Source organism: Agrobacterium tumefaciens (genome assembly GCF_009649785.1).
In the GTDB taxonomy this organism is placed as follows: domain Bacteria; phylum Pseudomonadota; class Alphaproteobacteria; order Rhizobiales; family Rhizobiaceae; genus Agrobacterium; species Agrobacterium tumefaciens.
Genome location: NZ_WJOK01000016.1, coordinates 21,205 through 47,143 on the forward strand (window position 1 = coordinate 21,205; position 25,939 = coordinate 47,143).

Sequence of the window (25,939 nt, forward strand, 5' to 3'; positions counted from 1 at the left end):
TATGAGAGACACCAGCAATCCCGATGACAAACTCGATCCACGTCGATGGATGGCACTGGTTATCCTTTTGACCGGCGCCTTTTTGCCACCGCTCGACTTCTTCATCGTCAATGTGGCGCTGCCCTCGATCCGGGAGGATTTCAGGGCCTCTGCGTCAACGATGCAGCTGATTATCTCCGGTTACGCCACCACCTATGCTGTGATGCTGATCACTGGGGGCAGGCTTGGAGATCTCTATGGTCGACGAAATGTCTTTCTGGCTGGAATGGTCGGGTTTGCAGCCGCATCTGCCTTATGCGGGTTTGCCTGGTCTCCAGCCGCGTTGGTCGCCGGCCGTATCCTTCAGGGATTTGCAGCGGCAATCATGGCACCGCAAGCCTTGGCTTCCATCAATGCGATTTTCCCAGACCACGAAAAATCAAAAGCCCTCAGCTTTTATGCCCTGACATTCGGGGTGGCATCGATGGTTGGTCTGTTTCTCGGTGGTGCGTTGATTGCGCTTGATATCCTTGGACTTGGATGGAGAGCCATCTTCCTCATCAACCTGCCGGTTATCGCGGTCGCTGCGCCGTCGGCCTTCATCATGTTGCGGGAAACCCGATCTGAGCGCCCAAGCAAACTGGATCTTGGCGGAGCATTGTTGATCGCGATTGCGCTATCTGCGCTGATTGCGCCGCTGATCGAGGGGCGGGAGCAGGGGTGGCCGACCTGGCTAATCCTGATGCTTGCCATGTCCCTCCCGTTTTTCCTCCTGTTCTGGCGGCATGAGAAACACCTGGAGTCGACGGGGAGAGATCCGATTCTTGCACCTAGCCTGCTGCAAAACCGTGGACTAATGCGCGGGCTACTGGCTGCATTGTTCTTCTACTCGCTTGCGGCCTTCTGGCTGATATTCTCGGTCTATCAGCAGGGTGGCCTTGGTCTGACCCCTTTCGAGGCCGGGCTGGCGATCCTTCCTGCGGCCGTCGGCTTCGTCCTTGGTCCTTTTGCAAGTGAGCGCATCCTCCGCGTCTTCGGAAGATTTTCCGCAGGCGCCGGCATGGTGCTGCAAGCTGCAGGGTTGTTTGGAACGGCGGCCTTGATTTCGAATGGCCTTCCGCAATTCCTCTTTGCTGCGCTTTTTCTTATCGGTGCGGGGCAGGGGATCGCCCTTCCAAACCTGGTGAAGAGCATCGTGCAAAGGGTGGACCGGACGCAGTCAGGATTGGCCTCTGGTCTGGTCAATTCGATGTTTCAGATTGGCGGTGCGTTGGCAGCCGCAATCGTTGGCGGATTGTTCTTCTCGATCCTGGGGTCGGCCACAGACGTTCAATCCATTGGCCGAGCATACAGCGTTGCAGCCGTTGCAATTGCCATTTGTCTTCTCGTCGCGGGATGGCTTTCCGTCAGCCTGACATCGACACAACCGTTGCGTCGATGAGCGGCCCCATAGCAGCGCATCATCAGCCGATCGCGCGGAAACGGCGTGAAACTCCCGAGCAAAACAGAGACATTCAGAGGTACTCTCCATGAACAACATCTCCACACTACCTCTTTCCGGCAAGCGCGCTCTGGTCACCGGTGCGGCACGCGGTATCGGTGCGGCAATTGCGCTAAAACTGGCCGAGGATGGTGCCGACGTTGCGATCACCTATGAGAAGTCGGTCGAGAAAGCGGAAGCTCTCGTTGCCAAGATCCGCGCCATGGGTCGAAATGCGATCGCCATCCATGCCGATGCCGCGAACATAGCAGCCGCGATGGCTACTGTCGAACAAACTGTCGCTGAGCTCGGCGGCCTTGATATTCTGGTCAATAATGCCGGTGTCCTTTTCGCAAGTGATTTCTCCACGCAGCCACTTGAGGAGATTGATCTTCAGCTGAACGTCAATGTTCGCGGCGTCTTTCTGATCACCCAGGCAGCGCTGAAATACATCCCCAACGGAGGTCGCATCATCAGTACCGGCAGCAATGCGGGTCTGGCTGTCCCGTTCGCGGGGATCGCGGTCTACGCCGCGACCAAGTCTGCGCTGGAAAGCTTCACGCGCGGTCTCGCACGTGAGCTGGGCTCTCGGGAAATTACCGTCAATCTGGTTCGACCAGGTCCGATTGATACTGACATGAACCCTGCCGATGGCGCGCTTGCAGCCGCCATTCTGCCAAACCTGTCGATTGCTCGATATGGTAAAACCAGAGAAGTCGCTGAGGCGGTCGCCTTTCTTGCGGGCCCCGGTGCAGCGTACATCACCGGCTCAGGCATTCTCGTCGATGGTGGCATCAGTGCCTGAGCATTGATACGAGGCGGTGCCTCGCCGCTCTGTCCTGCAGGTGATAACGGGGAATTTGGGCGCGCATGGGCTGCGGAGTTCCCTCCGCTGCACTGTGCGCGTAAATTTGGCGAAGCGGGCGGCGGCCATCATCCAGGAATTTCTCCACTCCGTTGGTGGTGGTTTTCCTGAGTTGCAATCGTACCAAGGTAGCAAATATGGGTGGCCTGGTTTCTGCGCAAGCGCCCGTTGCGCGGTAACAGACCTAACGTATGAACATGGAGAAACTTTTGAAGACCATCGGCATACTTGGCGGAATGTCCGCGACGTCAACCCAGATTTATTACCGAGAACTCTGCAGGCTTACCCGCGAGAGCCTGGGAGGACTTCATTCTCCCGAGCTTCTCATACGGTCTGTCGACTTCGACGAAATCGAGAAGTTGCAGGCATCCTCTGACTGGGACGCCGCGGGCCGAATCCTCAATGAACACGCTATCGCGCTGCAGCGCGGAGGTGCCGACCTCCTCATCCTGGCGACAAACACCATGCACAAGGTGGCGGACAAGATCGTGGGCGGGGTGTCGATCCCGTTTGTGCACATCGCGGACGCAACTGCAACCGCTATCGTCGACCGCGGTTTCCGGAGACCGGGTTTGATGGCAACGGCCTTCACCATGGAGCAGACCTTCTACACCGACCGCCTCATCGCTCAGGGGCTGTCGCCAACGATCCCTGAAGCTGATGATCGAGCTGAAACCCATCGTATTATCTATGGAGAGCTGTGCCGCGACATCGTTCGCGAGGAGAGCCGCTTGACCTATGAACGGATTGCGCAGCGTCTGGTCGACAAAGGCTGCGACTGTCTTATCCTCGGCTGTACCGAGGTGGGTATGCTGTTGAACGAGGATAACGTAGACGTTCCCGTCTTCGACACGACCCTCATTCATTGCAAAGCCGCCCTTCAAGCTGCTTTACAATGACATGTTGTGTTCTGACGGTCGATCGATTGTGAGAACGATGAGGGGCAATGGTCAAACCTGTTCGCCCAGGTGATGCCGGACCCACTTCGCTTCTTCCGATGCGGTACGCCCGAAATGCCGTTTGAAATCACGGCTGAATTGCGCCGGGCTGACATAGCCCACTGACGCCGCCACCTCTGCAATTGTTCCAGTCTGGCGGGCGATCATCAGTCTCGCTTCATGGAGCCGCATCGCCTTCACATATTGCATGGGACTTGAGCCTGTCAGCTCCTTGAAATGGACATGGTAGGAAGGAACGCTCATGCCCACCCCTCTGGCCAGGTCCGCGACGGTGATTTCAGAGCCGTAGTTTTTGCGCAGCCATGCCAGGCTCTCGACCAGTTTTCCCGACGTCCCTTTCCGCTGCAGGGCGGCGATCACTGCGCCGCCTTGCGGCCCTGACATGACCCGGTAATGCAACTCACGCAGGATGGAGCCGCCAAGGACGGCGACCTCAACCGGACTGCCAAGCACCGTCAGCAAGCGCAGCAGGACGTCTTCGATACTGCTATCCATCCTGCTCGAGAAGAGCCCTTTTGGCTTGACGCTTGCAGGACCGGCGAGATTTTCGAGCTGCGTGGCGATCTCGGCCGCCATCTGCATATCGAACTCTAAATAGACCGCGAGCAGTGGCCGCCGTGCACTGGCTGTAGATGTCATCCGGAAGGGGACGGGCACCGAAACGGCAAGATAGTGGTCTTCGTCGTAGAGGTAGATTTCCCCGTCCAGAATGCCGTGTTTGCTCCCCTGCAATACGAACACGGCACCCGGCTTATAAAGAACCGGAATGTCATTCAGCACTGCTTCCGTGCGTAGGATACGAATACAACCGAGCCCGGTCTGGTTGTAGCCAAGACGAGGAGCGAGTTGTCCGGCCAAGGCGGCACACTGGTCATGTGTAGAGGGCGGCATTTTACAGTTCATAGGAATTGGCAAAACTCTAAGAGGATTCGCAATCGAACCCGCGTTGTCTCCAGATTATCTGTCACATCAACGGGTAATCAAGGAGTTTCAGAAATGTCGAGCAAAACGTTTTTCATAACAGGGGCGAACTCGGGCTTTGGATTGGCGATCGCCACTGCCGCAATCGAAGCCGGTCACACCGTCATCGGGACCGTCCGCTCCGAAGCCTCGCGCGAAGCGCTGGCAAAGACCCTCCCGGAACTGCGCCCGGTCCTCTGCGACGTCACCGAATTCGTTCGCATCCCTGACGTCGTTCAGCAAGCGGAGGGCGAACACGGTCCGGTCGATGTGCTGATCAACAACGCGGGATACGGGCACGAGGGTGTGCTTGAGGAATCGCCGATCGAGGAGATGCGCCGCCAGTTCGACGTGAACGTGTTTGGCGCCGTTGCAGTCGCCAAGGCGTTTCTCCCAAGGTTCCGTGAGCGCCGAAGCGGCTTTATCGTCAACGTCACGTCGATGGGCGGCATGATCACCATGCCCGGCATCGCCTATTACTGCGGCAGCAAGTTCGCGTTGCAGGGTATTTCAGAGGTCATGCGGTCGGAAATGGCGCCGTTCGGTGTGCACGTAACAACCCTTTGCCCCGGCTCGTTTCGGACGGACTGGGCAGGCCGTTCCATGGTCCGTACAGAGCGTTCCATTGCTGACTATGATACCCTGTTTGATCCGATCCGCGAGGCGCGTCAGGCAGTGAGCGGCAAGCAGCTCGGAAATCCGCAAAAGCTCGCCGACGCGGTGCTGACCCTCATCGAATCTGACAATCCCCCGCCGCAACTTCTCCTTGGCAGCGATGCGCTTAAACATGTAACGGCGCGGATCGAACGCCTGACCCAGGAAATCGGAGCTTGGAAGGGCGTGACTGTCTCCACGGACGGCTAACGCAAACCCAAAATTTGCTGTTGACGATCTGCCTACTAGAAGGTAGACAGGCTGCATGAGCAATCTTTCGACCACCTCGGACGACATTCTGGCGTCCACCCGACACCTTCTGATAAGCGGCGGCTACAATGGCTTCAGCTACGCCGATATCTCGGAGATTGTCGGTATCCGCAAAGCAAGCATTCATCATCATTTTCCCAGCAAGGTCGATCTGGTGCGTGAGCTGGTCAAGCGTTATCGGGAGGATGGCCAGGCAAGCGTGGCAGTCCTTGAGCAGAAGGTTCCGAATGCTCTGGACATCCTCAAGGCTTATGCAAACCACTGGGCTGCATGCATTGAGGATGCCAGCAGACCCTACTGTGTCTGTGCTATGCTTGCCAGTGAACTGCCATCCCTCCCCACGGAAGTCGCAACCGAGGTGACGAACTTTTTTCGCTTCATCTCCTCGTGGCTGGCATCGGTCATGGAGCGAGGTTCCAAGCAGGGCGAACTGACCCTTACCAGTCTGCCGCATGTCGAAGCCGAAACATTTCTGGCAACCGTCTACGGGGCAATGCTTTCGGCGAGAGCCAATGGGAAGCCGGAAGTGTTCTCAATGATACTCGAACCTGCCCTCAATCGTCTCACGCCGACGGTTTCTCACTAATCCTGCGTGGCAAGGCTACTCGGGTCAATCGCGTCCATCGAAACTACCAACTAGTAGGAAGATAAAAATGAGAAATACTTTCCCAGCCTTGGCCCTCGGGCTGACCAGCATCCTTTCTGTAACTGTCCTTTCGGCACCCGCGTCTGCCGAAGATAAGAAAGCCGCGCCGATCCATGTCCGCGGCAGCATCGTCGACTACCAGGCGTCAACGCTCAAGGTGAAGACCCGCGAAGGCGAGACCGTCGACGTCGCCCTTGCCAACGACTGGAAAGTCGCCAGCGTTGCCAACGCAAAGGTCACCGACATCAAGCCGGGCGATTTTGTGGGTATCGCATCATTGCCAAAGGCCGACGGCGGCGATGGTGCGCTTGAGGTCCTCATTTTTCCGCCGGCAATGAAAGGCACAGGCGAGGGGAGCTACGGTTGGGATCTGAAGCCCGACAGCAGCATGACCAATGCGACGGTCGCGGATGCCGTTAAAGGCGTCGATGGCCGGACTGTCACCGTGACCTATCATGGCAAGGAAAAGAAGATCGCCATTCCGGATGGGACACCGGTCGTGACCATCGCCGCGGCCACCAAGGATGATCTCGTTCCTGGCGCCGTTGTCTTCATCACCGCCGAAAAGACTGCAACAGGCCCCATCGCCCATCAGGTGGTCGTCGGCAAGAATGGCGTGGTTCCACCCATGTGAAGACCAAGCCGTCACTGGCCGGAGCAGCCGCCTTACTGCTTCGGCCCGTGACTACAGATCGACGCTGCTTGGTGTGCAGCCGCTAATGCACAGATGAAAGACGCTGAGATGAGCGCAGACGCTTCCAATGACAATGTTCAATACCCTCGGACGATCTTTATCCGCCGCCACTCCGTTGTGACTCGGCTTACGCACTGGCTGAACGTGCTTTGCCTGGGCTTCCTTCTTTTGAGCGGGCTTCAGATCTTCAATGCCCACCCGGAGCTTTATTGGGGTCATTATGGCGCGAACGGCGATCCCGCCATCCTGACAATCGGCTCAGATGATGGCGGTGGTCAGCCGCGCGGTTTCGTTCGTATTGCCGGGCTGGAGATCCCCACGACGGGCGTGCTTGGCGTTTCTCAGGCTGACGGCGAACAAGTCTCACGCGCTTTTCCCTCCTGGGCAACCATCCCTTCATTCCAGGATCTTGCGGCCGGACGTCGCTGGCATTTCTTCTTCGCCTGGCTGTTTGTGATCAACGGCATTGTCTATCTCTGCTTCAGCGTGCTGAGCGGACATTTCCGCAAAGATCTCGCGCCAAAGCCCCATGAGATCTCGCCGCGCCACCTCGGCCGCGAAATCCTCGACCACGCTCGGCTCCGCTTTCCGGAAGGGGAGGAGGCCAAACACTACAACGCGCTTCAAAAGCTCACCTATCTGGCGGTCATTGTCGTTCTGCTGCCGCTGATGGTGCTGACAGGTTTGACAATGTCGCCGGGCGTCGATGCCGCTCTGCCGTCCCTTGTCGATATTTTCGGCGGACGCCAGTCCGCGCGCACGATCCATTTCATCACAGCGTCGGCGCTTGTCATCTTCGTCATCGTGCACGTGGCAATGGTGGTCCTTTCCGGGACTTGGAACAACATCCGCTCGATGATCACCGGACGCTATGCGATCCAGGAGAAAGGCCAGAAATCATGAGCAAGCTTTTCACCCGACGCCGCTTTCTCATCGGCGGCACGCTCGGGGCCAGCGCCCTTACTCTCTCGGGTTGCGACCTCTTGGACCAGAACGCAGACGTCGCAAACGTCCTTCGCTCAGCTGAGCATCTGACCATGAAAGCCCAGAGACTGCTTCAGGGGCGCGATTCACTGGCGCGCGAGTTTGACGAAAAGGACATTTCCCCCTCCTTCCGTGTCAATGGAACGAGTGCTCCCGACAGCGATGAATATGCGGAACTGTTGGAAGGTCACTTCACAAACTGGCGACTGAAGATCGACGGTCTTGTTGATCGGCCTCGAGAGATTTCGCTCATAGATCTGAAGGCGCTTCCTTCCCGCACCCAGATCACCCGCCATGACTGCGTCGAAGGCTGGAGCGCCATCGCCAAGTGGAGAGGCGTTCCGCTCGCCCATCTGTTGCGCCTTACCGGCGTCAAGCCGACGGCGCGATATGTCGTCCTGCATTGTGCCGACGAGCTCGAAAAGACGCTCGACGGAAGCGGCCGCTATTACGAGAGCATCGATCTCATCGACGCGGTTCATCCGCAAACCATCCTCGCCTACGAGATGAACGGCGAGGACCTTAGCGTCGGTCACGGGGCGCCCTTGCGTCTCAGGGTCGAGCGGCAACTGGGGTACAAACAGGCCAAGTACATCATGCGCATCGAACTGGTCGACAGCTTCGCCGGCCTGTGGGGCGGGAACGGCGGCTATTGGGAAGATCGCGGCTACGAATGGTACGCCGGCATCTAAGGCCAACAAATGGCGAACCACAGGAAAACAATCCATGAGCCGACGCAAAGTCCAGAAAGTGATGCCGATTTCAGCAATTGCACCTTCACGACAGGTCGAAATCAACCAAACCAGTTCGATCCTTTCGGACCCTGACAGCCGATGGGCGGCGAGGCGCCAAGAGGCGATCAGCGATGCCTTCGAGAAAAGTATGCGCATCAAGGGTTCCCACGGCGGCGGGGCAAAGGTTTCCTCTCAACGCGGCTCGCATGACCTCGATAGTTCCGAGAGGTCAGCCGGGAAACTCTCCGGCGAAGGCCATCGGATCGGCCGTACTGAATGGGACGAGAACACCCTCTTCGGCAAGCATGTCGTCTTCATCTGACGACGCTAGCGCGAACCATCAATCAACCAGTTCACAAAGTGAAAGAAAACAATGTCGAACAACCAGACCTCCCGTGCCCCGCGCGGCAACGACCAGTGGCTCAAGCAATATTACTTTACCAGAGCGGCCTTCTCAGTGCTGTGGGTCGCGGCTGCGTTGACTGCCGGACGGCATTCCTTTGCGGTGGCTGCCGCACTGCTGACCATCTATCCCGCTTGGGATGCAATCGCGAACGTTATCGATGCCGCAAGGAGCGGTGGTCTTGCCGCCAACCGGAGCCAAGCGATCAACGTCGCAGCGAGCTCGGTTATGACGATAGCCGTGATCCTGGCGTTGACAATGAACATGAACTGGGTTCTCGGCGCTTTCGGTCTATGGGCGATTTTTTCGGGGCTGTTGCAGCTTGGAACTGCCGTGCGGCGTTGGAGAACGAGTGGAGGTCAGTGGGCGATGATTTTGAGCGGTGGCCAATCCTCTTTGGTCGGCGCACTCTTCATCTTTCAAGCGCAAATGCCGCAGGAACCTTCTATCTCAACGGTTGCGGGCTACGCTGCCGTCGGGGCATTCTACTTTCTGGTTTCGGCAATTTGGCTGTCGATCGCCCTGTCGCGCCGCAGTACGCAACCCATCTCGTAAGCGCTACCTCGCGCCAATGAAACCGCTTGGAAGATATTCAAATGATGACAGATGATGCGGCAGGGCAACTTGCTTCCTATCGGAGGACCATCGACAACCTGGATTCAGCTCTCCTCTATATCCTGGCCGAACGCTTTCGCTGTACCGAGCAAGTCGGCCACTTGAAAGCTAAGCAGGAGTTGCCGGCAATCGACAATGAGCGAGAGCGACGCCAATTGGATCGACTGATGAGCATCGCTAATGATGTTGGCCTCAGTGGGCACTTTGTCGAAGGGCTGATGACAATGATCGTGGGTGCTGTGGTGGAGCGGCATAGGGAGATTGCGGCCAAGAAGTAAGTTGTCTGTCGCGCCTGTGCTACCGCAACCGTGGATCGGCGGGGAAAATCGATCTTCTTCGGGCGGCTTACCATGCAGCGGTATTTGTGAGGTGGTCCGAGACGGTCGCGATAAACGCCCGAAGACGCTGAAGACGTCGCAGGTCCCGGTGATATCCCATCCAGATGTCTCGCGCCGGCGGGGGCTTAGGTAGTTCCAGTCTGCGGATACCCGGGATCTGATTGCCCACGACGCGGGGCAGGACGGCGATCCCAACGCCCTGCTTGCACATTCGTGCCTGGACGTTTCGGTTGTTTGATCGCAGCACGGGTCTCGCGTTCGGGAAACTCTCGGTGAGCCAGGCTATGTCGGGGAATTGCCCTGTCGAAGTATCGTGGGTGATCAGCCGGAAACCTGTCCCGTCGCCATATTTAGGGTCAGGCGACTCCTCGGCGATGTAGACGTCGTATTCGAGCCTGAAGAGCCGCCGTTGAATGACATCTGCAGTGTCGAACGGAACGATGCGAAAGGCGACGTCGGCCTCTCTTTGGGCGAGGTTGAACAGGCGAGTGCCGGTCAGGATTTCGACGTCTACATTGGGGTAGGCTTTCGAGAAATCTGCCAAAATGGGAGGCAGCACATAAGCCCCGAACCAGTCTGCTGATGAGATGCGCAGATTGCCTTTGAGATTTTGCTCCTGCCCGGCGAGCCGGCGCTCCATGGCAAGCGCGCCTTCTTCCATCTGCTCGGCCAGGGCGATGATCCCATGGCCCTCCTCGGTCAGCACGAGACCGTCCGCGGTCCGCTGGAAGAGCGTGTGGCCGATCGCCTCCTCAAGGGCACGCAGCCGTCTGCCGACGGTGGGATGGCTTGTATGAAGAGCACGTGCAGCGCTGCCGAGCGTTCCGGATCGCGCAATCGCAAGGAAGATTTTTACGTCACTCCATTCCACGGCCAAGCCCTTACAAAAATGAACATTGAAAATACAAAACTGTCACTTCAAGTACAAATCTAAACATATAGATTCAAGTCATATTTCGAAAACAAGCGGAGAAACGTCATGAGAACTTGGTTCATCACAGGCTGCTCGAGCGGCTTTGGACAACGGCTCGCGATCGCTGCAGCACAGCGGGGCGATCAGGTTATCGCTACTGCCCGAAACGTCAACTCGATCGAAGAAATGGCTCGGCCATTCGACGGCCGAATGATCACCTTGCCGCTCGACGTGACAGATGCGACGGCGGCCAATACCGCGGTCGCAAAGGCCGTCGAGACATTTGGGGGTTTTGACGTGCTGGTGAACAATGCCGGCTACGGACTGTTTGGGGCGCTCGAGGAGGGCACGCCCGAAGAATATCGACCGATGTTCGAGGTGAACGTTTTCGGTCTTATCGAAACCACCAGGGCAGCCTTGCCTGCACTGCGACGTTCGGGCGGAGTGATCGTCAACATGTCTTCTGGCGCAGGGATCGCGGGCAGTGGCGGCGCAGCATATTACAATGCAGCCAAGTTTGCGGTTGAAGGGGTTTCCGAAGCACTCTCCGGCGAGCTGAAGCCGTTCGGCATCCGAGTGCTGATCGTCGAGCCTGGGCCATTTCGGACCGACTTCCTTGGACGTTCGATCACGATGGCGGCCAAAGAGATGCCGGAATACGCCGCAAGTTCGCGCAGGCATTATCGCGAAACCAATAACGGCAACCAGGCAGGCGATCCCGACAAGGCGGTTGCAGCGATCCTGAAGGCGGTCGATGCGGATGAGGCTCCGCTTCATCTGCCGCTCGGCCCGGTAGCGCATTCGATCGCTGAGCGGAAGTTGGCTTCGTTTCGCCGTGATGTCGAAACCTGGCGCGACATCTCGATCGCGACCGATTTCGATCAGCCCTGAGCTGATCGTTCTTTAACATCAACATCGACGGGAAAGAGTTATGATCCCAACATTGGAAGGGTTTGCCCAGCAGCTGGTGCCGGTCAATGGCATCAAGATCAATGCCGTAACGGGAGGCTCCGGCCCGCCGATCCTCCTGCTTCACGGTTGGCCGGAAACCTGGTGGGAATGGCACCACGTCATGCCGCTGCTGGTCGAACATTTTAGCGTGGTGGCGATAGATCTGCGCGGTGCGGGTTTTTCCGACTGCCCGCTTGACGGCTATGACAAGGCGACGATGGCGCGCGACGCGCACGAAGTAATGCTCGCCCTTGGGCATAATCGCTATGCCGTGTGTGGCCATGACATTGGCGGAATGGTCGCATTGCCGCAGGCCGCTATCTATCGAGATTCGGTTACTCACCTTGCTGTCCTCGATGTTCCGCTTCCTGGCTGGAGCCAGTGGGAGGCGACGACGGCAAAGATCTGGCACTTCGCGTTCCATGCTCATCGAGATCTGCCGGAACGCCTGATTTATGGCCGCGAATATGATTATGTTTCGGCCTTCATGGCGGAGCGGTTTTACGATCACAGCACCTTCAATCCAGAAGACATCGAGATCTACGCGAAAGCAATGGCCCTCCCTGGCCGCACGCGCGGTGGCATGGAATGGTACCGCACACTGACCGCCGACCATGCGGCCGCGCTGGAATACAAGAAGCGACCGCTCCGGATTCCGGTTTTAGGTCTCGGCGGGGAGCAGCGTTTCGGTGCTCATATGGTCCCGATGCTCAATGAGTTCGCCACAGATGTTACGGGCGGCTCGATTGCCCGCTGTAGTCACTATGTGGCGGACGAGCGCCCGGGTGAAGTGGCCGCTGCTCTCATCGATTTCCTCAAGGCCAAGTGAACTCTGCGATCCGGGCACATTGAGCCCGATCGCGTTCATCGATTCAACGAGAAAGGAAAACTGTCATGACTGCACCTCAAATTCGCGGCGTCAATCACATCGGCATCACAGTGCCCGATATCGAGGCAGCAAAATCGTTCCTGGTGGAAGCTTTTGGCGGCCAGGTGATCTACCAATCGTTCGGGCCGCAGGATCCGGCCAGGCAGGGACCCGAGTTCGAGCGGGCCACTGGTGCTTACCCCGGAACGGTCGTGCGTGCGCAGGCGATGGTCAAGATCGGTACCGGGCCTGACATCGAGCTCTTCGAAATGCACGGTCCCAAGCAAGCGCAACCGGTTACACCGAGCGACTTCGGCATTACGCATTTTGGTGTCTATACCGACGACATCGACGCATCGGTAGAGCGCTTTGAGAAGGCCGGCGGAACCCCCCTTACGGCGCCACGCGCTATTCCGTACGCAACCGAAAAAGGGGACGGAAACAAGGTCTGCTATTGCCGCACGCCGTGGGGCACGATGATTGAGTTTATCACAACGCCCGATCGCATGGCCTATCATGACCAAACGGATCTGCGCAGGTGGCAGGACGAGAAATGAGCGTGAGCTTCGATACCACGTTATCCCGCCGCAGCCTCCTGTCGCTTTCGGCGATGGCTGCGGCCTCCGCTCTGGCGGGGTGCGCCTCCACCGCTGGCACCGGTTGGATGGTGGGGCGACAGTCGACGCCGCTCCCGGATCCGATCGGCCCTGTCCACATCGCAGCTGTACCGACAGATGCCGAATTGGCTGTCATGTACGGTCCTATCGAGGATGGCGGCTTTCTGATCCCGGCGGTTCCCTACAAACAGATTGATTCGCGCTACTATCGCCAGCAGGTCCTCGACCCAACTGGCGAGGCGCCCGGCACCATCGTCGTCGACACCCCCTCCCGCTTCCTCTATCTCGTCCAGCCGGGTGGGACCGCGATGCGCTATGGTGTTGGCATCGGCCGCGAGGGCTTTGCCTGGCAGGGCAACGGCGTCATTAAGTGGCGTCAGAAATGGCCCCGCTGGAAGCCGCCGAACGAGATGGTCGCGCGTCAGCCGGAACTGGCGAAGTATTCGATCGAGAATGGTGGCATGGAGCCGGGCCTGAAAAATCCGCTCGGTGCGCGAGCGCTCTACATCTTCGCCGGCGGCCGGGACACGCTCTATCGTCTGCACGGCAATCCGCAATGGCGCTCGATTGGCAAGGCCGTTTCGTCAGGCTGTGTGCGCCTGCTCAACCAGGACATTATCGACCTCTATGAGCGTGTGCCGATCAAGGCGCCAATTGTCGTCAAGCAGTAAGCGCAAGCTATCACCACCGTCTCTCCCTGGATAGAGGAGAGACATGTCCTTCAGGCGATTTCAAAGCCTCAGTTAATCCACGCACAAAACTCAAGGAACTACCGACCATGTCGAACTTCAGTAAAGTGGCCGTTTGCCTCGTTGCCGCGCTTTTGTCTTCCGTAGCCGTAACAGCCCCAGCCTTAGCGGACGCGCGCAACATCGTCCTTGTCCATGGCGCGCTCGTGGATGGTTCGGGCTGGCGCGGCGTTTATGACATCCTGACCCGCGACGGCTACAATGTCAGCATTGTCCAGCAGCCACTGACAAGCCTCGACCAGGACATTGCAGCCACGATGCGCGTGGTCGATCAGCAGGACGGAGATGTCGTTCTCGTCGGTCACAGCTACGGAGGCACGATCATCACGGCAGCAGGTGATGATCCTAAGGTCAAGGCACTTGTTTATGTCGCAGCGCTCCAACCTGAAAAAGGTGAAAGCACAGCACAATTGCTCCAGTCTATGCCGTCACCCACCAAGGATATTAAGCCGTCGAAGGATGGGTTCCTTCTTATAGACCGGTCAAAGTTCGCTGCGGATTTCGGGGCAGATCTGCCCAAGGATCAAGCCGAGTTCATGGCCCGGTCGCAAATGCCTGTCGCCGTCGTCGCCACCGATACACCGGTTGCGGCCGCAGCTTGGCACGAGAAGCCCAGCTACGCAATTGTAGCGAAGGACGATATGACGATAAACCCCGACCTGGAGCGCTGGATGTACAAGCGTGCCGGTTCAACGGTGACAGAGGTAGAGGGCAGCCACGCTATCTACATCTCTCAGGCGGCTGCAGTCGCAAAGGTTATCGAGGAAGCAGCCAAAGCTGCCAAATAGCGGCGGCATGCATTATGCAAAAGGCGCGTGTCTCGATCAACTTGCTAGCTGCGTCACGTCCGGGACGTGATGCAGCATTTTTGAGACACGTACCGGCGCCCGGGAAAGAGCCGTGCCGGCGGGCGAAGTCAAGGACTGTCCGACATCGCTGGCGTTTGTACTTTTTCATCCAACGGTGCTTAAAACTTCGCGACGCTTGTATCAGTGCCGCTAGCAACCAGCAAAGATTGCGAGGACCACTATGGATCGAGAGATCATTATACCCGACGAGATGCAGGAGATCGTCAGCCGAGCCGGCTATGCTCCCGCGGTTAAAGTCGGAGACACAATCTACGTCGTCGGCCAAGTTGGGCGGACCAAGGATCTCAATATTATTCGCGATCCTTCAGAGCAATTCAGAGCTATGTGGGACAATTTACGAATTGTCCTCGAAGCCGCTCAATGCACGTTCGATGACATCGTGGAAATGACAAGCTATCACGTCGAAATGTCCAAGCACATGGACGTGTTCCGGACTGTCAAAAACGAGGTGTTTCCGAAGGGAACCTATGCGTGGACCCGGATAGGTGTCTCTGAGCTCGCGCACCAGGGGCTCCTCGCTGAGGTGAAATGTGTTGCCGTAAAGCGATGATGGAACCTATTTGTCGCGAACGAACCCCTCCACGCTGAGCATATAAGCACAAGCAAAGACTGGTCGATACTCGAATGCGAGCGATTATGTCCGGGACCTGATCCGCAGAGACCAAGCGCGTACGGACAAGATTGCCGAGATGCAGCGATTTGTCGACGACGGGATCAGAAGCGGAGTTGGTAGCCGTTCAACGGAAGAGTTGTTTGCTTTAGCCACTTCTCGAGCTGACATCAGCCGCGGACGCGCTTAATGCCATTTAGCCTATCTGTCCAAGCGGAAGAGGATATTATTTCCATTGCAGAAGAAGGCATCCGCATCTTCGGAGCACTGGTCGCCAGACAATATCACGATGAGCTTTTTGCCTTGCTCGAACTCATCGCCACCAACCCAAGAATGGCACGCGAAAGCCATGAGATTTCTCCTCCTGTCAGGATCCATCCTTTCAAGGCTCACCTTGTCGTGTACCGCGTCATTGAAGACGGGAGCGTATTCGTCATCCGCATACGTCACGGCCATGAAGATTGGGCGGGAGATTCTTTCTAACCAACCACTTCGCCGAATTTATAACATATTGGTCGTAAGTGCGAATCTCATCAAGGCGACAGCATTACAAGCTGCGAAGGCTTAGGCAGCTATGCGCGCCCCATTTCGGTCGTTCCTGCCAATAGCCCTGGCTCCAACCAGCGCACGTTGCTCGGCTAGATCGAGAGGTATCCTGAGCGTAGCCCGAGATTAAGGCCCCCCCATTTCAGAGCGTTGCAGCCTCCCAGTCTGGAGCAAAAGGTGGATCAACGTAGCGTACGTCCTTCGGCAGAGCCGCGATAGCCGCGCGGTCCTCCTCGTCGAGGTGAATGTTGAGCGCATCGAGATTGGCTCGCTGGCTGGAGGAGCGAGCGGCTTTGGGGATAGCGATGACGTTTTCCTGATCCAGAAGCCAGGCTATGGCGATCTGGGCTGCGGTGGCGCTGTGCTTCTCACCGATCCTAGCGAGAACGGGATCCTTTGCCGCCCGGCCTTGCGCAAGCGGCGCATAGGCGGTCATCGGAATACCCCTGCGGCGAAGGTAATCCAGCATCGGCGTCTGCGACAGGAACGGATGATATTCCACTTGATGAACGGCGATGGGGGCGCCGATTTCCTCGATCGCATAACGGATCATGGGCAGGTTGAAGTTGCAGACGCCGATGGCGCGCGCCAGTCCTTCCTCCTTCAGTTTGGTGATCGCGTTGAGCGTTGCGCTCATGTTCATCTTCGCTGATGGCCAATGCACGAGGAAGAGATCGATATGGTCGAGGCGAAGCTTGCCGAGGCTCGTGTCGAAGGACCGTCGCAGGGCATCGGGGGAGAGCTTGTCGTGCCAGACCTTGGTGGTGACGAAGAGGTCAGCGCGGTTTATGCCGGAGGCCGTGAGCGCCGCGCCGACGGAGGCTTCATTGTCGTACATGGCGGCGGTATCGATGTGGCGAAAGCCGAGTTCAAGCGCACTTTCGATCACCGGTCGGGCGGCATCGCCCGGCATCCTGAAAGTCCCCAGTCCTAACCGGGGGATAGCGACACCGTGAGTCTCAATCGTTTCCATGAACAAACCTTTCGAGTTGCGAGGGACGCGACGGCAGAGGCAGAAGCCGTCCACCGCCCGTTCTCCCGGCGCGTTCACGCGGTCTCGCTCGCCGCTGCTTGCCGGACCAGCGCTTCGATCACCTGCGCAAGCGACGTCTTGCCCCTGACACGGTTTCCGCCGGCGGCTTTGAAGTCGATCCAGCCTTCGTTGAAACCGTCGAGCATACGCATGCGCGGCTGCGGGTGACGCGTACCCTGGGCACGGAATAGGCCGTCCCAGCGTTCCCGCGGGACGATCTCCACCCGTACCGGATGCCCGAGCACTATCGCGAAGGCATTGGCGAGATCGTTGGGGGAGACCCTTGCCGGGCCTTCCAGTTCCACCACCCGCTTGCCGATCCATTGCTCGCGGATAAGATCTGCAGCAAGCCGGCCGATATCCTGCGTCGACACCATGGCGAAGGTCTTGTCGGCAGGCTGGAGGAAGCTGTGGAGCACGCCTTCGTCGCGCGCCGCGACCACGTCCCAGACCGCATTTTCCATGAACCAGCCAGGCCGCAGGAAGGTGACGTGAAGATCGAGGTCGCCGAGGGCTTTTTCCAGCATCGTCCGCTGGCTCAACAGATTGTCGACTTCCGCGTCGGCGCCGATGGTCGAGAGGCAGACGACCCTTTCCGGGCGGGCAGCAAGGAGAGCGGTCGTCAGCGCCTCATTCTGCTTTGCCGCATCCGGATAGCCGGGCGCCGGATCGAAGTCCGGCGGTAGGATGAAGACGCCCTTGGCGCCCTTGAACGCATTGGCGAGCTTTGTTGCGTCGCCCATGTCGGCAAAGGCGATTTCGCAACCGCGCTTGCACCAGATTTCCGCCTTGGCGGGATCGCGCAGCACCGCGCGGACCGGTTCTCCGGCTTCGATCAGGGCGCTCGCCAGCGCGCCGCCGACCTTGCCGGTAATTCCTGTAATCGCATACATGATATGTCTCCTGGTTTTGAGGTTGGGAATGGATCAGGCGAGGCCGTCGTAGAGACCGCGCTCGAATGTGCCGTAGAGCTGCACGACCTTTTCGTCGTAGAATGGGAGAAGCTGGGTGAAGATGGCGCCGGTCACCTGCCGGGCCGGGTCGAGCCAGAAATAGCAGTTGAGCAGGCCAGCCCAGGAAATGCTGCCGACCGACCGACCGTTCGGACCGGGCAGCGTATTGATGTCGAACGAGTATCCCCATTTGTGGGGTTCACCGGGAAACTGGTCGAAGCTCTGCGAATAGGCGGGTTGGGCCGTCGTCATGGCGCGCACGTCGAGGTCGCCGATTTGGTTTCGCATCATCGACGCGACCGTTTCCGGCTTCAGCACGCGCACGCCCTTATGGGAGCCGCCGTTCAACAGCATCCGCAGGAAGGCCATGTAGTCGCGTGGCGTGCTGAAGGCGCCGCCGCCGCCCATGAAGAATTCCGGCCGTTGTGGCATCTCGAAGGGCGCGGGCGTCAGTCCGCCGTCCGCGTTCCTGTTGTGGAAGGTGGCGACCCTGGCCTTCTGCTTGCTGCCGATCAGGAAGCCTGAATCGGTCATGCCGAGCGGATCGAAGATGTTTTCGCGGAAATAGACCTCCAGCGACTGGTCGCTGACCGCCTCCACCAGCTTTCCGATCCAATCCATGCTGATGCCGTATTGCCAGCGATCGCCAGGATCGAACTCAAGCGGTGCCAGGAAAGCACCGTTTTTGCAGGTCGCTATGTCCGGCATTCCTGTAACCTGCTGATAGCGGGTCAGCGCATCGCTCCAGATCGAATAGGTATAGCCGGAGGTGTGGGTGAGCAGGTGCCGCACCTTGATGGCCCGCTTGGCCGGGCGTAGGCGCGGCTGGCCATCGCCGTCGAAACCCTCCAACACCATGGGATTGGCGAGTTCCGGCAAATGTTTCGCCGCATCGTCCTCGGGATCAATCTTACCCTGCTCGATGATTTGCATGCAGGCCGTGGCGGTGAAGGCCTTCGTCATCGACAACAGCCAGAACACCGTATCGGCGCGCATTGTCGCTCCGGTCACTGTATTGGCCTTTCCGAAGGTCCCTTCGTAGATCATGCCGTCCGGTCCCGCGGCTGAGGCAACGATCCCTGCCACTGTTCCGTCCCGAACGGCCTGCTCCATCGCCATGTCGATCGTTTTGAAATTTCCGGACCGCGCTTGCGGTTTGGCTGCCAGCGCATGAGCCGGCGTATTTGCAGCGGCGGTGCCGGCTGCCAGAAAGAGGCCGCCGCGCGCCAACAGGTTTCTGCGTGAGATCGCATTCATGCATGAAGTCCTTCTCTGCAAGGCCGGAGATTTCCACGGTTCCGGCATGCCGCTGGCGCCGCCCGGGCGCTAGGTAACTATTTACGGGATGAAGAAAGATGATTCACGCGCATTAAAATCAAGGATAAGATGACTTCTAATCATCATGAGAAGACGGTCGGCGAAGACCGACCTTGCGGCGGAGAGGTGCATGAGTTTCGACACGCGGCTGCTGACCGGGGTCGGTGTTTTCGGGGCGGTGATGGAGGCGGGCAATTTCGTGCGGGCCGCGGATGTTCTCGGCCTCACGCCATCGGGGGTCAGTCGTGCGGTAGCGCGACTCGAGCAACGCGTCGGCGTCAGGTTGTTCGACCGCAGCCCGCGTAAGGTTACGCTGACGGAAGAGGGCGCCCGCTTCCATGCCAGGATAATGCCGTTGCTGGCCGGGCTGGAGGAGGCGGCCTCCGAAGCAGCCGGTTCGGCGGCGTTCGTCGGCGGGCGGATCAGGGTTTCGATCGATCCCTGGTTCGCGCGCATGGTGCTGGCGCCGAGGATCGGTGAGTTTCTAGCGCTCTATCCCGCCCTGACTCTCGATCTGACGACCAGCAACTACCGCGAAGAGATGATGAGCGGCGCTGATGTCGCCGTGCGTTTTGGCCCGCCGGACGAATCCTCGCTGATCGCGCGCAAACTGCTGGACGTACCGGTGCTGACCTGTGCCGCCCCAGGCTATCTCGAACGTCACGGAGTTCCAGTCACGCCCCACGACCTGATGCGCCACGATTGTATTCTCTTTCGCGACCCGCAGACCGGGCGACCGTTCACCTGGGAATTCCAGGGGGATAACGGCGCCATCGAGATCAAGGTGGCCGGGCGATTGGTCATGGACGATCCCTCCGCTGCGGTCGCGGCCTGTCTCGCAGGGCAAGGCATATTCCAGAGTTTTGCCATCGGCCTCGACGAGTGGCTTGAGAGCGGGGCGCTCACGACGATCCTGACGGAATGGTCGGGCGAGCGGTTTCCACTTTACGCCTATCATCCGTCACGCCACATGCCGCCGGCCAAGGTGCGGGCTTTTCTGGATTTTGTTCAACGAATCGCGGTGACATAGCGCGCGGTGCATTCTTGCCACGCGTCGCATGATTGGTGTTGCGTACCGGCCGTAAGAGCCGAAGGGGAGTAGATCAGTCCCCGATGACGGGTCAAATCCGCGCACCAGTTGGCATCGTGCCGCAATGCTGCTCCCAACGAACAGTGCTTACGGTTCGATTCCGTTCAAGGCATCGGAACCGGAAATGGCCACTACGCGGAAATAATTTCCGTTTCCGGCGGGTGCACGGGTTCACATCCTGTCGCACGACAGTTTACCGGACGACCATCTTTTTTACTCAACAGCGACGTCGGTCGACACCGAGACGGTGCGCTATTCGGAGAGAGTGGCAGGGCTTCTGTCGGTCGCAGTCCTCGTGTCCACGATACTGCTCTCGACCGACGTGCTTGTGAGGGCCGCCGTGCGCTCAAGCAAGCGGTGACATGCGGAAGCACCAAGTGAAAAGATCGCCATAGATCGACGTCAGCCAGGCATCACTATCTTGATGGGACGCGTCCCGATGGGTTCGCCCGTGGTTCTATCGATCATCACCGGCTCGATTTCCGTGCCCAAGCCTTCATCGAAGAAGCGGGTGAACTCGCCACCGCCGCGATGCTTTCCGCCCCACGCCGCGAGCGCGAAAAGGACCGGGAGAAAGTCCCGCCCTGCATCGGTGAGGACATACTCGTCGCGAGGTGGGCGTTCCGAGTAGCGGCGCTTTTCGAGAAGTCCTTCTTCCGTCATGGCAGCCAAACGTGTCGCCAGCGGTGTCGGCGCAATTCCGAGGTTTTTGCGAAACTCGTCGAACCGCGTGGACCCGGCGTGGGCGTCGCGCATGATCAGCATGCTCCATGCATCGCCTACGAGAGCAAGGCTCCGGGCAATGAGGCATGGCTGGTCCGAAAGATTTTTCATGTGGATCTCATTTTGGTAGTGACTTACTCTTAAAATGATAGTAACCCTTTATCCTTCGACATTCCAGCGTAAATTTCTGTTGGCCGTCGAAAACAGCCGGTGCCCAATCCCCATCAGGAAGACGACGATGAAGTTCTATCTCTGCAAATACATACCCCCGCGCCCGGATTTCCTCGCCACGATGACGACCGGCGAAAAGACCTGGATGGGCCAGCACGGCACTTATCTCGACAGGCTTCTCGGGGAAGGTAAAATCGTGGCGCACGGGCCTGTCATGGACCCCGCTGGCGGTTACGGCGTCTCGCTTTATCAGATTGAAGACGACGAAAATATCGAGGCGCTGACCTCGCTTGACCCGATCGTGCAAAACGGCGCTGGCCACTACGAGCATTATCCCATGCTTCACATCAAGCATCGCGGCTGAGTCCGCAAACCCAATGTCTCCTCATGCCACCAATTATCGGCCGTCACGCGACCGACGGAAGGAACCTCTATGACCATCGCACTCATTACCGGAGCGTCCAGCGGTATCGGCGCCGTCTACGCACGACGGCTAGCCGCTCGGGGACACGACCTCGTTCTCGTCGCCCGGGCGACCGATCGCCTCGAAACGCTGGCCGCCGAACTTCGCCAGGCATATGGCATCGCCGTCGAGAACATCACGGCCGACCTTACAGACCCGACGCAACTCGGCACGGTCGCCGAACGCCTGAAGGCAGAGCCGTCTATCGACATTCTCGTCAACAACGCCGGGGCAGGATTGCTCGGCGGATTCACGTCGGCCGATCCTGCGGCGATGGAAACACTGCTTCGTCTCAACGTCGTCGCTCCGACGCTACTGGCTTCCGCGGTAATCGCGGGGATGGTGGAGCGGGGCAGCGGGTCGATCGTCAACATCGCCTCGGTGCTGGCGCTTTTACCCGAATATTCCCACGGCATCTATGCCGCCACCAAGTCCTATGTGCTGACCATGTCGCAGAGCCTAGCCGCAGAAGTCTCTTCCAAGGGCGTATACGTCCAGGCTGTCCTGCCCGCCGCGACACGTACGGAAATCTTCGAGCGGGCAGGAGGTGACATCAACCGTGTCCAGAACCTGATGGAAGTGGAAGACCTCGTCGACGCGGCGCTTATCGGGTTTGACCGGAAGGAGCTGGTGACGATCCCGCCCGTGCCCGACGTCGCCGCATGGGATGCCTTCGAGCAGGCGCGTGGCGTCTTGGCCGCAGGCTTTAGCAACTCCGAACCCGCCGCGCGATACCGCTCCAACTCATGACACTTCAACCTCGCGGGGACCACTTGCAACTCCCGCGCCATCAACACCGCCCTGTATCGGGCGAACGAAAGGAATTGAAATGAACACGAACAATCGTAGCGTCGCCGTCGTCACTGGCGCGGCATCCGGGATCGGTCTTGCCACGGCAAAGGCTCTGGTGTCGGCCGGCTACCAGGTCTTTGGAACCAGTCGGAAGGCGAGGACGGGGACGGTCGCGGGGATCACGATGCTTGAATGCGACGTGACCGACAGCGCTTCGGTGGCTGCAATGGTCGCCGAAGTCGTCAGCCGCACGGGTCGTATCGACATCTTCGTTAACAACGCGGGCGGGGCCCTCATCGGTGGCGCCGAGGAATCATCCGTTGAACAGGCGCAGGCTATCTTCGATCTCAACGTCTTCGGGATCGTCCGGACGACTAACGAGGTCCTACCGATCATGCGCAGGCAGCGTAGCGGGCGCATCATAAACATCAGTTCGGTGGTTGGCTTCATTCCCAGTCCGTTCAGCGCGCTTTACGCCGCCACGAAACATGCCGTCGAGGGTTACTCGGAGTCTCTCGATCACGAAGTCAGATCGCTCGGTATCAGGGTCCTCCTGGTCGAGCCTGCCTTTACGAACACGGCGCTTGATCACAACGCGAAACAGCCCGACCGCATGACGAGCGTCTACGATGCGGGCCGCAAGATGACGGAAGCCGTGTGGAACAGTGCCATCAAGGCAGGCGATGCGCCGGAGCTTGTCGCGGAAGCCGTCGTGAAGGCGGCGACAGTAAAGTCGCCGAAGTTGCGCTACCCCGCCACCAAGGCGGCGCGGCAACTGCATTTCCTGCGACGCTTCGTACCCGCAAGCGCGTTCGACAAGAGCCTGCGCAAGCAGATGAAGCTGCCTGCCTGACGACGGTGGCACTCGGGAAGACGCCTCCTGACGATGGAAACGTCTTCAACTCAGCGACGATAGTGGATATCCGAGGGCGTTGTGGGCAGCGAGATCTGTCGGTTGATCCATGGCTATCGGCGGAACTGGGCCGGGTTGCTATGAGCGAAGCCGCATAAGCAGAAGTTGATGGAGCGTTTTCGCCGGGGTAGTCGGTCCCGCCTTCCGCGATGCGGCGCTTCTCTAATCGGCGGGTTGAGGTCAAGCGCTTTCGCGTTTACTTAAAGCGAAACGAGTTCGAGCAAAGTCCAATTTCGCCCATAGCGGACAATGAGTGCACCTAACATTTTCACTCCGAAGGTCGCGAATTCAAGTGGCGGCCCCTTCGTTGAGCCGCCCCTTGTTGGGCTAACGCCTCCACGACCCCTCTGGGAGTTCCTTATCCCGTTCCTCCGCAGCGAGTGCCGCAATGACACCGTCCTTATCGAGCGGGATGCAGTAAGCGGGCTTGGCCCGCTCAAAACGCCAGCTATCAGCGAGGGGGCCGACGTCTACAGTATCGAACCCGAACTCCGCTTGTAGGGTGGTCACAATCACCTTGTTGGCGGCATCGTCACCCCCAATCGGCAAGGCACACTTAGCTCTGTTTGGAAGTGCAACAGGATCGAGGAGGTCGTTCTCCAGAATGGCCTTGAACGCCTTGATGATCGTCGACCCTTGGAATTGGTTTGCGATCGGTTGCGACGTTTTCGTCTCGCGCCGGTCGAGCGCATCGATACATCCATCCCTATCCCGGTAGTAGTTGTTCGCATCGATGACAATCTTGCCATCAAGGAACTGCGGTGCAAGCTGCGAACGGCACTGTGAGAACCATCACATCGCTGGACGAGGGCACGTCGGATACAACAGCGGCCTGACAACCAATTTCGGCCGCTGCCTCGCGCAGGGGTTCTGGTCCGCGCGAATTGCTGAGCGTCGCGGTATGTCCGTTCGCGACTGCAAGCCGGGCCAGTGCCTTACTGATGTGCTCGGCCCCGATGAAGCCAATCCTCATGCCTTGTCTTCCTGCTCGGCAGGCATGTTGCCAGGCGGATAGGAGCGGACTTTTAAAGAAGGGTGTATTGCGGGGTGCTTCCAGTTTCGTTGCCCAGATTGTCTCAGTGGAGGAAATAAAATTGATCTGTAAGAAGATCTTTTAGCCTGATATGATCCCTATTGGCGGCATTTCGTTTGACATGAGCAGATGCTGTGAGATACGTAAACATATCATAATGGGGAAGATGAATCGTTAAGGTATCATATGAAGTCGGGTTCGGAGGCTCTTCAGGACATAGGGCGGCTGCTCAAGACGTCGCGCAAGACTTTGGGCCTCACCCAGGAGCAGGTTGCGGATATGGCGGGTATATCGCGACCGCGGTACCGCGAGATTGAGGCTGGAGCCAGCGCTGCCCGTACGACCACTCTGATCAACATTGGTCGTGCGCTTGGTCTGGAACTGATGCTCATCCCTCAAGCGATGGTCCCGGCGGTTGAAGCTTTACTGCAGCCAGGTGGCGCCGAAGATGACCTTGCTGCTTTCGTCGCCAGTCCTGATGGTGATGGCAATGTCTGATGCGCCTCTTGATCCAAGATCTATAACCTCAATGGACGTGCTGCTGAATGACCTGAAGGTCGGCATGATCGTGAGGACGCCGGGAGACTTCAACGCGTTCAGCTTTGAGGAGAGCTATCGACAGACGGGTGGTTTCCCAGTGCTCAGTTTGTCATTTCGCGCGGCACATGGGGGTTTGCGGAAGGACCCGAAGCCTGTCGCAAGGGCTTTGCCATCGTTCTTTGCGAACCTTCTTCCAGAGGATAAACTGCGCGAGGCGATGGAGAAGCACCATTCAGGCAGCGTGCGAGCAGGAAATGATTTCGACCTGCTTGCAACACTCGGATCCGATCTGCCGGGGGCTGTCCGAATTGTGCCGAGCGAAGGCAGCGTTGTTTGTAATGAGGGTTTGACACCCCCGAGACCGAAGGCCCGGTTTTCGCTCGCCGGCGTGCAAATGAAACTCTCCGTCATCAAAAACACAGGCAAGGGCGGCGGTCTGACGATCCCCTTAGGCGACGAGCAGGGTTCATATATCGCCAAGTTTCCATCGACATCATTTCCCGGTGTCTCGGAAAACGAATTTGCAAATCTCGCATTGGCCGAAGCGATTGGTATGGACGTGCCGGAACGCGAGCTCGTGGAACAATCGCAGTTCGAGGGTATTCCGGAGGAGTTTGAGACATTGTCCGACGGCAAAGTCCTCCTCGTCAAACGTTTCGATCGCGTTGCCGGTGGTGAACGCATCCATATCGAAGATTTCGCACAGGTATTCGGCGTCTATCCGTCTCGAAAATATGAGGGGGCCTCATATCATGATATCGCTGTGGCTATTGGGGTCGCCGTTTCTTCAGCGGCAGCCCTCGAGTTCGTCCGACGACTGGCTTTGGCAGTCCTGACAGGAAATGGCGACATGCACCTCAAGAATTGGTCGCTGATTTATTATGGGAAGGGCAACAAGCCGGCACTCGCCCCAGTCTATGATGTGCTCTCGACAGTCCCTTACATTCCGTCGGACGCCATGGCACTGTCGCTGGCCGGTGAAAGGCCGTTCAAGGCAATGAACGCCCAGCCATGGAAAGTCTTCGCGCATCGCGCGCGACTGCCTGAAGCTGCTGTGCTGAAGGCTGTTACGGAGACCGTCGAGCGCGTCAACCAGTCTTGGTGGTCTCTGCCTGAACGAGCTGTTCTACCCGATAGAGTATTGGAACGGATTGATGCCCACATCAAGCTGATGTCGCCGATCCTCGGCACGTGCGCGAATTAGCAA

The 25,939-nt window shown here is 58.4% G+C and carries 31 protein-coding genes and 1 pseudogene; 25 read left to right on the plus strand and 7 right to left on the minus strand.

Features of this window, described 5'->3' with window-relative positions; translation table 11 throughout:
* The first annotated feature begins 1 nt into the window (after position 1).
* The 3 genes from GH784_RS17290 (at position 2) to GH784_RS17300 (ending at position 3,223) form a co-directional block, all read left to right on the plus strand.
* On the plus strand, positions 2-1,420 hold the full coding sequence (locus tag GH784_RS17290) for an MFS transporter (RefSeq protein ID WP_153793610.1): 1,419 nt from the start codon (positions 2-4) through the stop codon (positions 1,418-1,420).
* 88 nt (positions 1,421-1,508) lie between these two features.
* Positions 1,509-2,264, plus strand: a complete 756-nt coding sequence (locus tag GH784_RS17295; protein ID WP_127966517.1) for an SDR family oxidoreductase — start codon at positions 1,509-1,511, stop codon at positions 2,262-2,264.
* Positions 2,265-2,533: 269 nt separating this feature from the next.
* On the plus strand, positions 2,534-3,223 hold the full coding sequence (locus GH784_RS17300; RefSeq protein WP_153793611.1) for an aspartate/glutamate racemase family protein: 690 nt from the start codon (positions 2,534-2,536) through the stop codon (positions 3,221-3,223).
* Positions 3,224-3,274: 51 nt separating this feature from the next.
* On the opposite strand, the gene GH784_RS17305 is transcribed toward GH784_RS17300, so the two are convergent.
* A complete protein-coding gene (locus GH784_RS17305) occupies positions 3,275-4,186 on the minus strand; it encodes an AraC family transcriptional regulator (RefSeq protein ID WP_153793612.1) in 912 nt (303 codons plus the stop codon).
* 93 nt (positions 4,187-4,279) lie between these two features.
* Between GH784_RS17305 and GH784_RS17310 the strand changes: the two genes are divergently transcribed.
* The 8 genes from GH784_RS17310 (at position 4,280) to GH784_RS17345 (ending at position 9,521) form a co-directional block, all read left to right on the plus strand.
* On the plus strand, positions 4,280-5,107 hold the full coding sequence (locus GH784_RS17310) for an oxidoreductase (protein WP_153793613.1): 828 nt from the start codon (positions 4,280-4,282) through the stop codon (positions 5,105-5,107).
* A 55-nt stretch (positions 5,108-5,162) separates the two neighbouring features.
* On the plus strand, positions 5,163-5,753 hold the full coding sequence (locus GH784_RS17315; protein ID WP_112154511.1) for a TetR/AcrR family transcriptional regulator: 591 nt from the start codon (positions 5,163-5,165) through the stop codon (positions 5,751-5,753).
* Positions 5,754-5,820: 67 nt separating this feature from the next.
* The gene (locus GH784_RS17320; RefSeq protein WP_019565595.1) at positions 5,821-6,447 is read left to right on the plus strand and encodes a hypothetical protein; all 627 of its coding nucleotides are present in this window, start codon (positions 5,821-5,823) and stop codon (positions 6,445-6,447) included.
* A gap of 108 nt (positions 6,448-6,555) precedes the next feature.
* Positions 6,556-7,410, plus strand: a complete 855-nt coding sequence (locus GH784_RS17325) for a cytochrome b/b6 domain-containing protein (RefSeq protein WP_111791015.1) — start codon at positions 6,556-6,558, stop codon at positions 7,408-7,410.
* The gene (locus GH784_RS17330; protein WP_013637168.1) at positions 7,407-8,183 is read left to right on the plus strand and encodes a molybdopterin-binding protein; all 777 of its coding nucleotides are present in this window, start codon (positions 7,407-7,409) and stop codon (positions 8,181-8,183) included. The genes GH784_RS17325 and GH784_RS17330 overlap by 4 nt, the downstream gene beginning before the upstream one ends.
* 34 nt (positions 8,184-8,217) lie before the next feature.
* Positions 8,218-8,547 (plus strand): hypothetical protein, encoded by a 330-nt coding sequence (locus GH784_RS17335; protein ID WP_153793614.1) that lies wholly within the window; start codon positions 8,218-8,220, stop codon positions 8,545-8,547.
* 51 nt (positions 8,548-8,598) lie between these two features.
* Positions 8,599-9,183: a DUF308 domain-containing protein gene (locus GH784_RS17340; protein WP_153793615.1), complete on the plus strand. Its 585-nt coding sequence runs from the start codon at positions 8,599-8,601 to the stop codon at positions 9,181-9,183.
* A gap of 41 nt (positions 9,184-9,224) precedes the next feature.
* Positions 9,225-9,521: a chorismate mutase gene (locus tag GH784_RS17345; protein ID WP_153793655.1), complete on the plus strand. Its 297-nt coding sequence runs from the start codon at positions 9,225-9,227 to the stop codon at positions 9,519-9,521.
* Positions 9,522-9,588: 67 nt separating this feature from the next.
* Here the strand turns inward: GH784_RS17345 and GH784_RS17350 are convergent, their stop codons facing one another.
* On the minus strand, positions 9,589-10,452 hold the full coding sequence (locus tag GH784_RS17350) for a LysR family transcriptional regulator (protein ID WP_065689112.1): 864 nt from the start codon (positions 10,450-10,452) through the stop codon (positions 9,589-9,591).
* Between the two features lie 108 nt (positions 10,453-10,560).
* Here GH784_RS17350 and GH784_RS17355 point away from each other — a divergent pair, with 108 nt between their 5' ends.
* The 8 genes and pseudogenes from GH784_RS17355 (at position 10,561) to GH784_RS17385 (ending at position 15,641) form a co-directional block, all read left to right on the plus strand.
* On the plus strand, positions 10,561-11,385 hold the full coding sequence (locus tag GH784_RS17355) for an oxidoreductase (protein WP_153793617.1): 825 nt from the start codon (positions 10,561-10,563) through the stop codon (positions 11,383-11,385).
* A 40-nt stretch (positions 11,386-11,425) separates the two neighbouring features.
* Positions 11,426-12,274, plus strand: coding sequence for an alpha/beta fold hydrolase (locus GH784_RS17360; RefSeq protein ID WP_153793618.1), 849 nt, complete (start codon positions 11,426-11,428; stop codon positions 12,272-12,274).
* Between the two features lie 65 nt (positions 12,275-12,339).
* Entirely contained in the window at positions 12,340-12,870 is a 531-nt protein-coding gene (locus tag GH784_RS17365) for a VOC family protein (RefSeq protein WP_080850527.1), read from the plus strand.
* Complete coding sequence (locus GH784_RS17370; protein WP_153793619.1) at positions 12,867-13,601, plus strand: L,D-transpeptidase; 735 nt, start codon at positions 12,867-12,869, stop codon at positions 13,599-13,601. Before GH784_RS17365 ends, GH784_RS17370 begins: the two co-directional genes overlap by 4 nt.
* Before the next feature lie 107 nt (positions 13,602-13,708).
* The gene (locus GH784_RS17375; protein WP_153793620.1) at positions 13,709-14,467 is read left to right on the plus strand and encodes an alpha/beta fold hydrolase; all 759 of its coding nucleotides are present in this window, start codon (positions 13,709-13,711) and stop codon (positions 14,465-14,467) included.
* 241 nt (positions 14,468-14,708) lie between these two features.
* Positions 14,709-15,098: a RidA family protein gene (locus tag GH784_RS17380; protein ID WP_013637179.1), complete on the plus strand. Its 390-nt coding sequence runs from the start codon at positions 14,709-14,711 to the stop codon at positions 15,096-15,098.
* 46 nt (positions 15,099-15,144) lie between these two features.
* Positions 15,145-15,348 (plus strand): annotated as a pseudogene (locus GH784_RS27470) (ribbon-helix-helix domain-containing protein); the annotation flags it as partial.
* Complete coding sequence (locus GH784_RS17385) at positions 15,348-15,641, plus strand: type II toxin-antitoxin system RelE/ParE family toxin (RefSeq protein ID WP_153793621.1); 294 nt, start codon at positions 15,348-15,350, stop codon at positions 15,639-15,641. The pseudogene GH784_RS27470 and the gene GH784_RS17385, both read left to right, overlap by 1 nt.
* Positions 15,642-15,846: 205 nt before the next feature.
* Here the strand turns inward: GH784_RS17385 and GH784_RS17390 are convergent, their stop codons facing one another.
* From GH784_RS17390 to GH784_RS17400, 3 genes are all read right to left on the minus strand, one after another.
* Complete coding sequence (locus GH784_RS17390) at positions 15,847-16,677, minus strand: aldo/keto reductase (RefSeq protein ID WP_127966512.1); 831 nt, start codon at positions 16,675-16,677, stop codon at positions 15,847-15,849.
* Positions 16,678-16,751: 74 nt separating this feature from the next.
* Positions 16,752-17,630 carry an NmrA family NAD(P)-binding protein gene (locus GH784_RS17395; protein WP_153793622.1) on the minus strand — a complete coding sequence of 293 codons (879 nt, stop codon included), beginning with the start codon at positions 17,628-17,630 and terminating at the stop codon, positions 16,752-16,754.
* 33 nt (positions 17,631-17,663) lie between these two features.
* Entirely contained in the window at positions 17,664-18,947 is a 1,284-nt protein-coding gene (locus tag GH784_RS17400) for a serine hydrolase domain-containing protein (protein ID WP_127966511.1), read from the minus strand.
* A gap of 190 nt (positions 18,948-19,137) precedes the next feature.
* On the opposite strand from GH784_RS17400, the gene GH784_RS17405 reads away from it, so the two are divergent.
* Complete coding sequence (locus GH784_RS17405) at positions 19,138-20,037, plus strand: LysR family transcriptional regulator (RefSeq protein ID WP_153793623.1); 900 nt, start codon at positions 19,138-19,140, stop codon at positions 20,035-20,037.
* A 462-nt stretch (positions 20,038-20,499) separates the two neighbouring features.
* Here the strand turns inward: GH784_RS17405 and GH784_RS17410 are convergent, their stop codons facing one another.
* Positions 20,500-20,931 (minus strand): winged helix-turn-helix transcriptional regulator, encoded by a 432-nt coding sequence (locus GH784_RS17410; RefSeq protein ID WP_025591175.1) that lies wholly within the window; start codon positions 20,929-20,931, stop codon positions 20,500-20,502.
* A gap of 127 nt (positions 20,932-21,058) precedes the next feature.
* Here GH784_RS17410 and GH784_RS17415 point away from each other — a divergent pair, with 127 nt between their 5' ends.
* From GH784_RS17415 to GH784_RS17425, 3 genes are all read left to right on the plus strand, one after another.
* Positions 21,059-21,355, plus strand: a complete 297-nt coding sequence (locus GH784_RS17415; protein WP_153793624.1) for a YciI family protein — start codon at positions 21,059-21,061, stop codon at positions 21,353-21,355.
* A 69-nt stretch (positions 21,356-21,424) separates the two neighbouring features.
* Positions 21,425-22,204, plus strand: a complete 780-nt coding sequence (locus tag GH784_RS17420; RefSeq protein ID WP_153793625.1) for an SDR family NAD(P)-dependent oxidoreductase — start codon at positions 21,425-21,427, stop codon at positions 22,202-22,204.
* Positions 22,205-22,283: 79 nt separating this feature from the next.
* On the plus strand, positions 22,284-23,099 hold the full coding sequence (locus tag GH784_RS17425; protein WP_153793626.1) for an oxidoreductase: 816 nt from the start codon (positions 22,284-22,286) through the stop codon (positions 23,097-23,099).
* 808 nt (positions 23,100-23,907) lie between these two features.
* Here GH784_RS17425 and GH784_RS27750 read toward each other — a convergent pair.
* Positions 23,908-24,132 (minus strand): NAD(P)-binding domain-containing protein, encoded by a 225-nt coding sequence (locus tag GH784_RS27750; protein WP_003519121.1) that lies wholly within the window; start codon positions 24,130-24,132, stop codon positions 23,908-23,910.
* A gap of 246 nt (positions 24,133-24,378) precedes the next feature.
* Between GH784_RS27750 and GH784_RS17435 the strand changes: the two genes are divergently transcribed.
* Positions 24,379-24,690: a helix-turn-helix domain-containing protein gene (locus GH784_RS17435; protein WP_003519119.1), complete on the plus strand. Its 312-nt coding sequence runs from the start codon at positions 24,379-24,381 to the stop codon at positions 24,688-24,690.
* The gene (locus GH784_RS17440; protein WP_153793656.1) at positions 24,683-25,936 is read left to right on the plus strand and encodes a type II toxin-antitoxin system HipA family toxin; all 1,254 of its coding nucleotides are present in this window, start codon (positions 24,683-24,685) and stop codon (positions 25,934-25,936) included. Before GH784_RS17435 ends, GH784_RS17440 begins: the two co-directional genes overlap by 8 nt.
* Positions 25,937-25,939: the final 3 nt, after the last annotated feature.

Coding starts and splice junctions, on each gene's coding strand:
- GH784_RS17355 (WP_153793617.1), top strand. CDS start 10,561: ATGAGAACTTGGTTCATCACAGGCTGCTCGAGCGGCTTTGGACAACGG.
- GH784_RS17370 (WP_153793619.1), top strand. CDS start 12,867: ATGAGCGTGAGCTTCGATACCACGTTATCCCGCCGCAGCCTCCTGTCG.
- GH784_RS17295 (WP_127966517.1), top strand. CDS start 1,509: ATGAACAACATCTCCACACTACCTCTTTCCGGCAAGCGCGCTCTGGTC.
- GH784_RS17395 (WP_153793622.1), bottom strand. CDS start 17,630: ATGTATGCGATTACAGGAATTACCGGCAAGGTCGGCGGCGCGCTGGCG.
- GH784_RS17405 (WP_153793623.1), top strand. CDS start 19,138: ATGAGTTTCGACACGCGGCTGCTGACCGGGGTCGGTGTTTTCGGGGCG.
- GH784_RS17290 (WP_153793610.1), top strand. CDS start 2: ATGAGAGACACCAGCAATCCCGATGACAAACTCGATCCACGTCGATGG.
- GH784_RS17325 (WP_111791015.1), top strand. CDS start 6,556: ATGAGCGCAGACGCTTCCAATGACAATGTTCAATACCCTCGGACGATC.
- GH784_RS17375 (WP_153793620.1), top strand. CDS start 13,709: ATGTCGAACTTCAGTAAAGTGGCCGTTTGCCTCGTTGCCGCGCTTTTG.
- GH784_RS17335 (WP_153793614.1), top strand. CDS start 8,218: ATGAGCCGACGCAAAGTCCAGAAAGTGATGCCGATTTCAGCAATTGCA.
- GH784_RS17380 (WP_013637179.1), top strand. CDS start 14,709: ATGGATCGAGAGATCATTATACCCGACGAGATGCAGGAGATCGTCAGC.
- GH784_RS17315 (WP_112154511.1), top strand. CDS start 5,163: ATGAGCAATCTTTCGACCACCTCGGACGACATTCTGGCGTCCACCCGA.
- GH784_RS17385 (WP_153793621.1), top strand. CDS start 15,348: ATGCCATTTAGCCTATCTGTCCAAGCGGAAGAGGATATTATTTCCATT.
- GH784_RS17400 (WP_127966511.1), bottom strand. CDS start 18,947: ATGAATGCGATCTCACGCAGAAACCTGTTGGCGCGCGGCGGCCTCTTT.
- GH784_RS17425 (WP_153793626.1), top strand. CDS start 22,284: ATGAACACGAACAATCGTAGCGTCGCCGTCGTCACTGGCGCGGCATCC.
- GH784_RS17340 (WP_153793615.1), top strand. CDS start 8,599: ATGTCGAACAACCAGACCTCCCGTGCCCCGCGCGGCAACGACCAGTGG.
- GH784_RS17320 (WP_019565595.1), top strand. CDS start 5,821: ATGAGAAATACTTTCCCAGCCTTGGCCCTCGGGCTGACCAGCATCCTT.
- GH784_RS17410 (WP_025591175.1), bottom strand. CDS start 20,931: ATGAAAAATCTTTCGGACCAGCCATGCCTCATTGCCCGGAGCCTTGCT.
- GH784_RS17440 (WP_153793656.1), top strand. CDS start 24,683: ATGTCTGATGCGCCTCTTGATCCAAGATCTATAACCTCAATGGACGTG.
- GH784_RS17435 (WP_003519119.1), top strand. CDS start 24,379: ATGAAGTCGGGTTCGGAGGCTCTTCAGGACATAGGGCGGCTGCTCAAG.
- GH784_RS17345 (WP_153793655.1), top strand. CDS start 9,225: ATGATGACAGATGATGCGGCAGGGCAACTTGCTTCCTATCGGAGGACC.
- GH784_RS27750 (WP_003519121.1), bottom strand. CDS start 24,132: ATGAGGATTGGCTTCATCGGGGCCGAGCACATCAGTAAGGCACTGGCC.
- GH784_RS17360 (WP_153793618.1), top strand. CDS start 11,426: ATGATCCCAACATTGGAAGGGTTTGCCCAGCAGCTGGTGCCGGTCAAT.
- GH784_RS17420 (WP_153793625.1), top strand. CDS start 21,425: ATGACCATCGCACTCATTACCGGAGCGTCCAGCGGTATCGGCGCCGTC.
- GH784_RS17310 (WP_153793613.1), top strand. CDS start 4,280: ATGTCGAGCAAAACGTTTTTCATAACAGGGGCGAACTCGGGCTTTGGA.
- GH784_RS17415 (WP_153793624.1), top strand. CDS start 21,059: ATGAAGTTCTATCTCTGCAAATACATACCCCCGCGCCCGGATTTCCTC.
- GH784_RS17365 (WP_080850527.1), top strand. CDS start 12,340: ATGACTGCACCTCAAATTCGCGGCGTCAATCACATCGGCATCACAGTG.
- GH784_RS17305 (WP_153793612.1), bottom strand. CDS start 4,186: ATGAACTGTAAAATGCCGCCCTCTACACATGACCAGTGTGCCGCCTTG.
- GH784_RS17390 (WP_127966512.1), bottom strand. CDS start 16,677: ATGGAAACGATTGAGACTCACGGTGTCGCTATCCCCCGGTTAGGACTG.
- GH784_RS17330 (WP_013637168.1), top strand. CDS start 7,407: ATGAGCAAGCTTTTCACCCGACGCCGCTTTCTCATCGGCGGCACGCTC.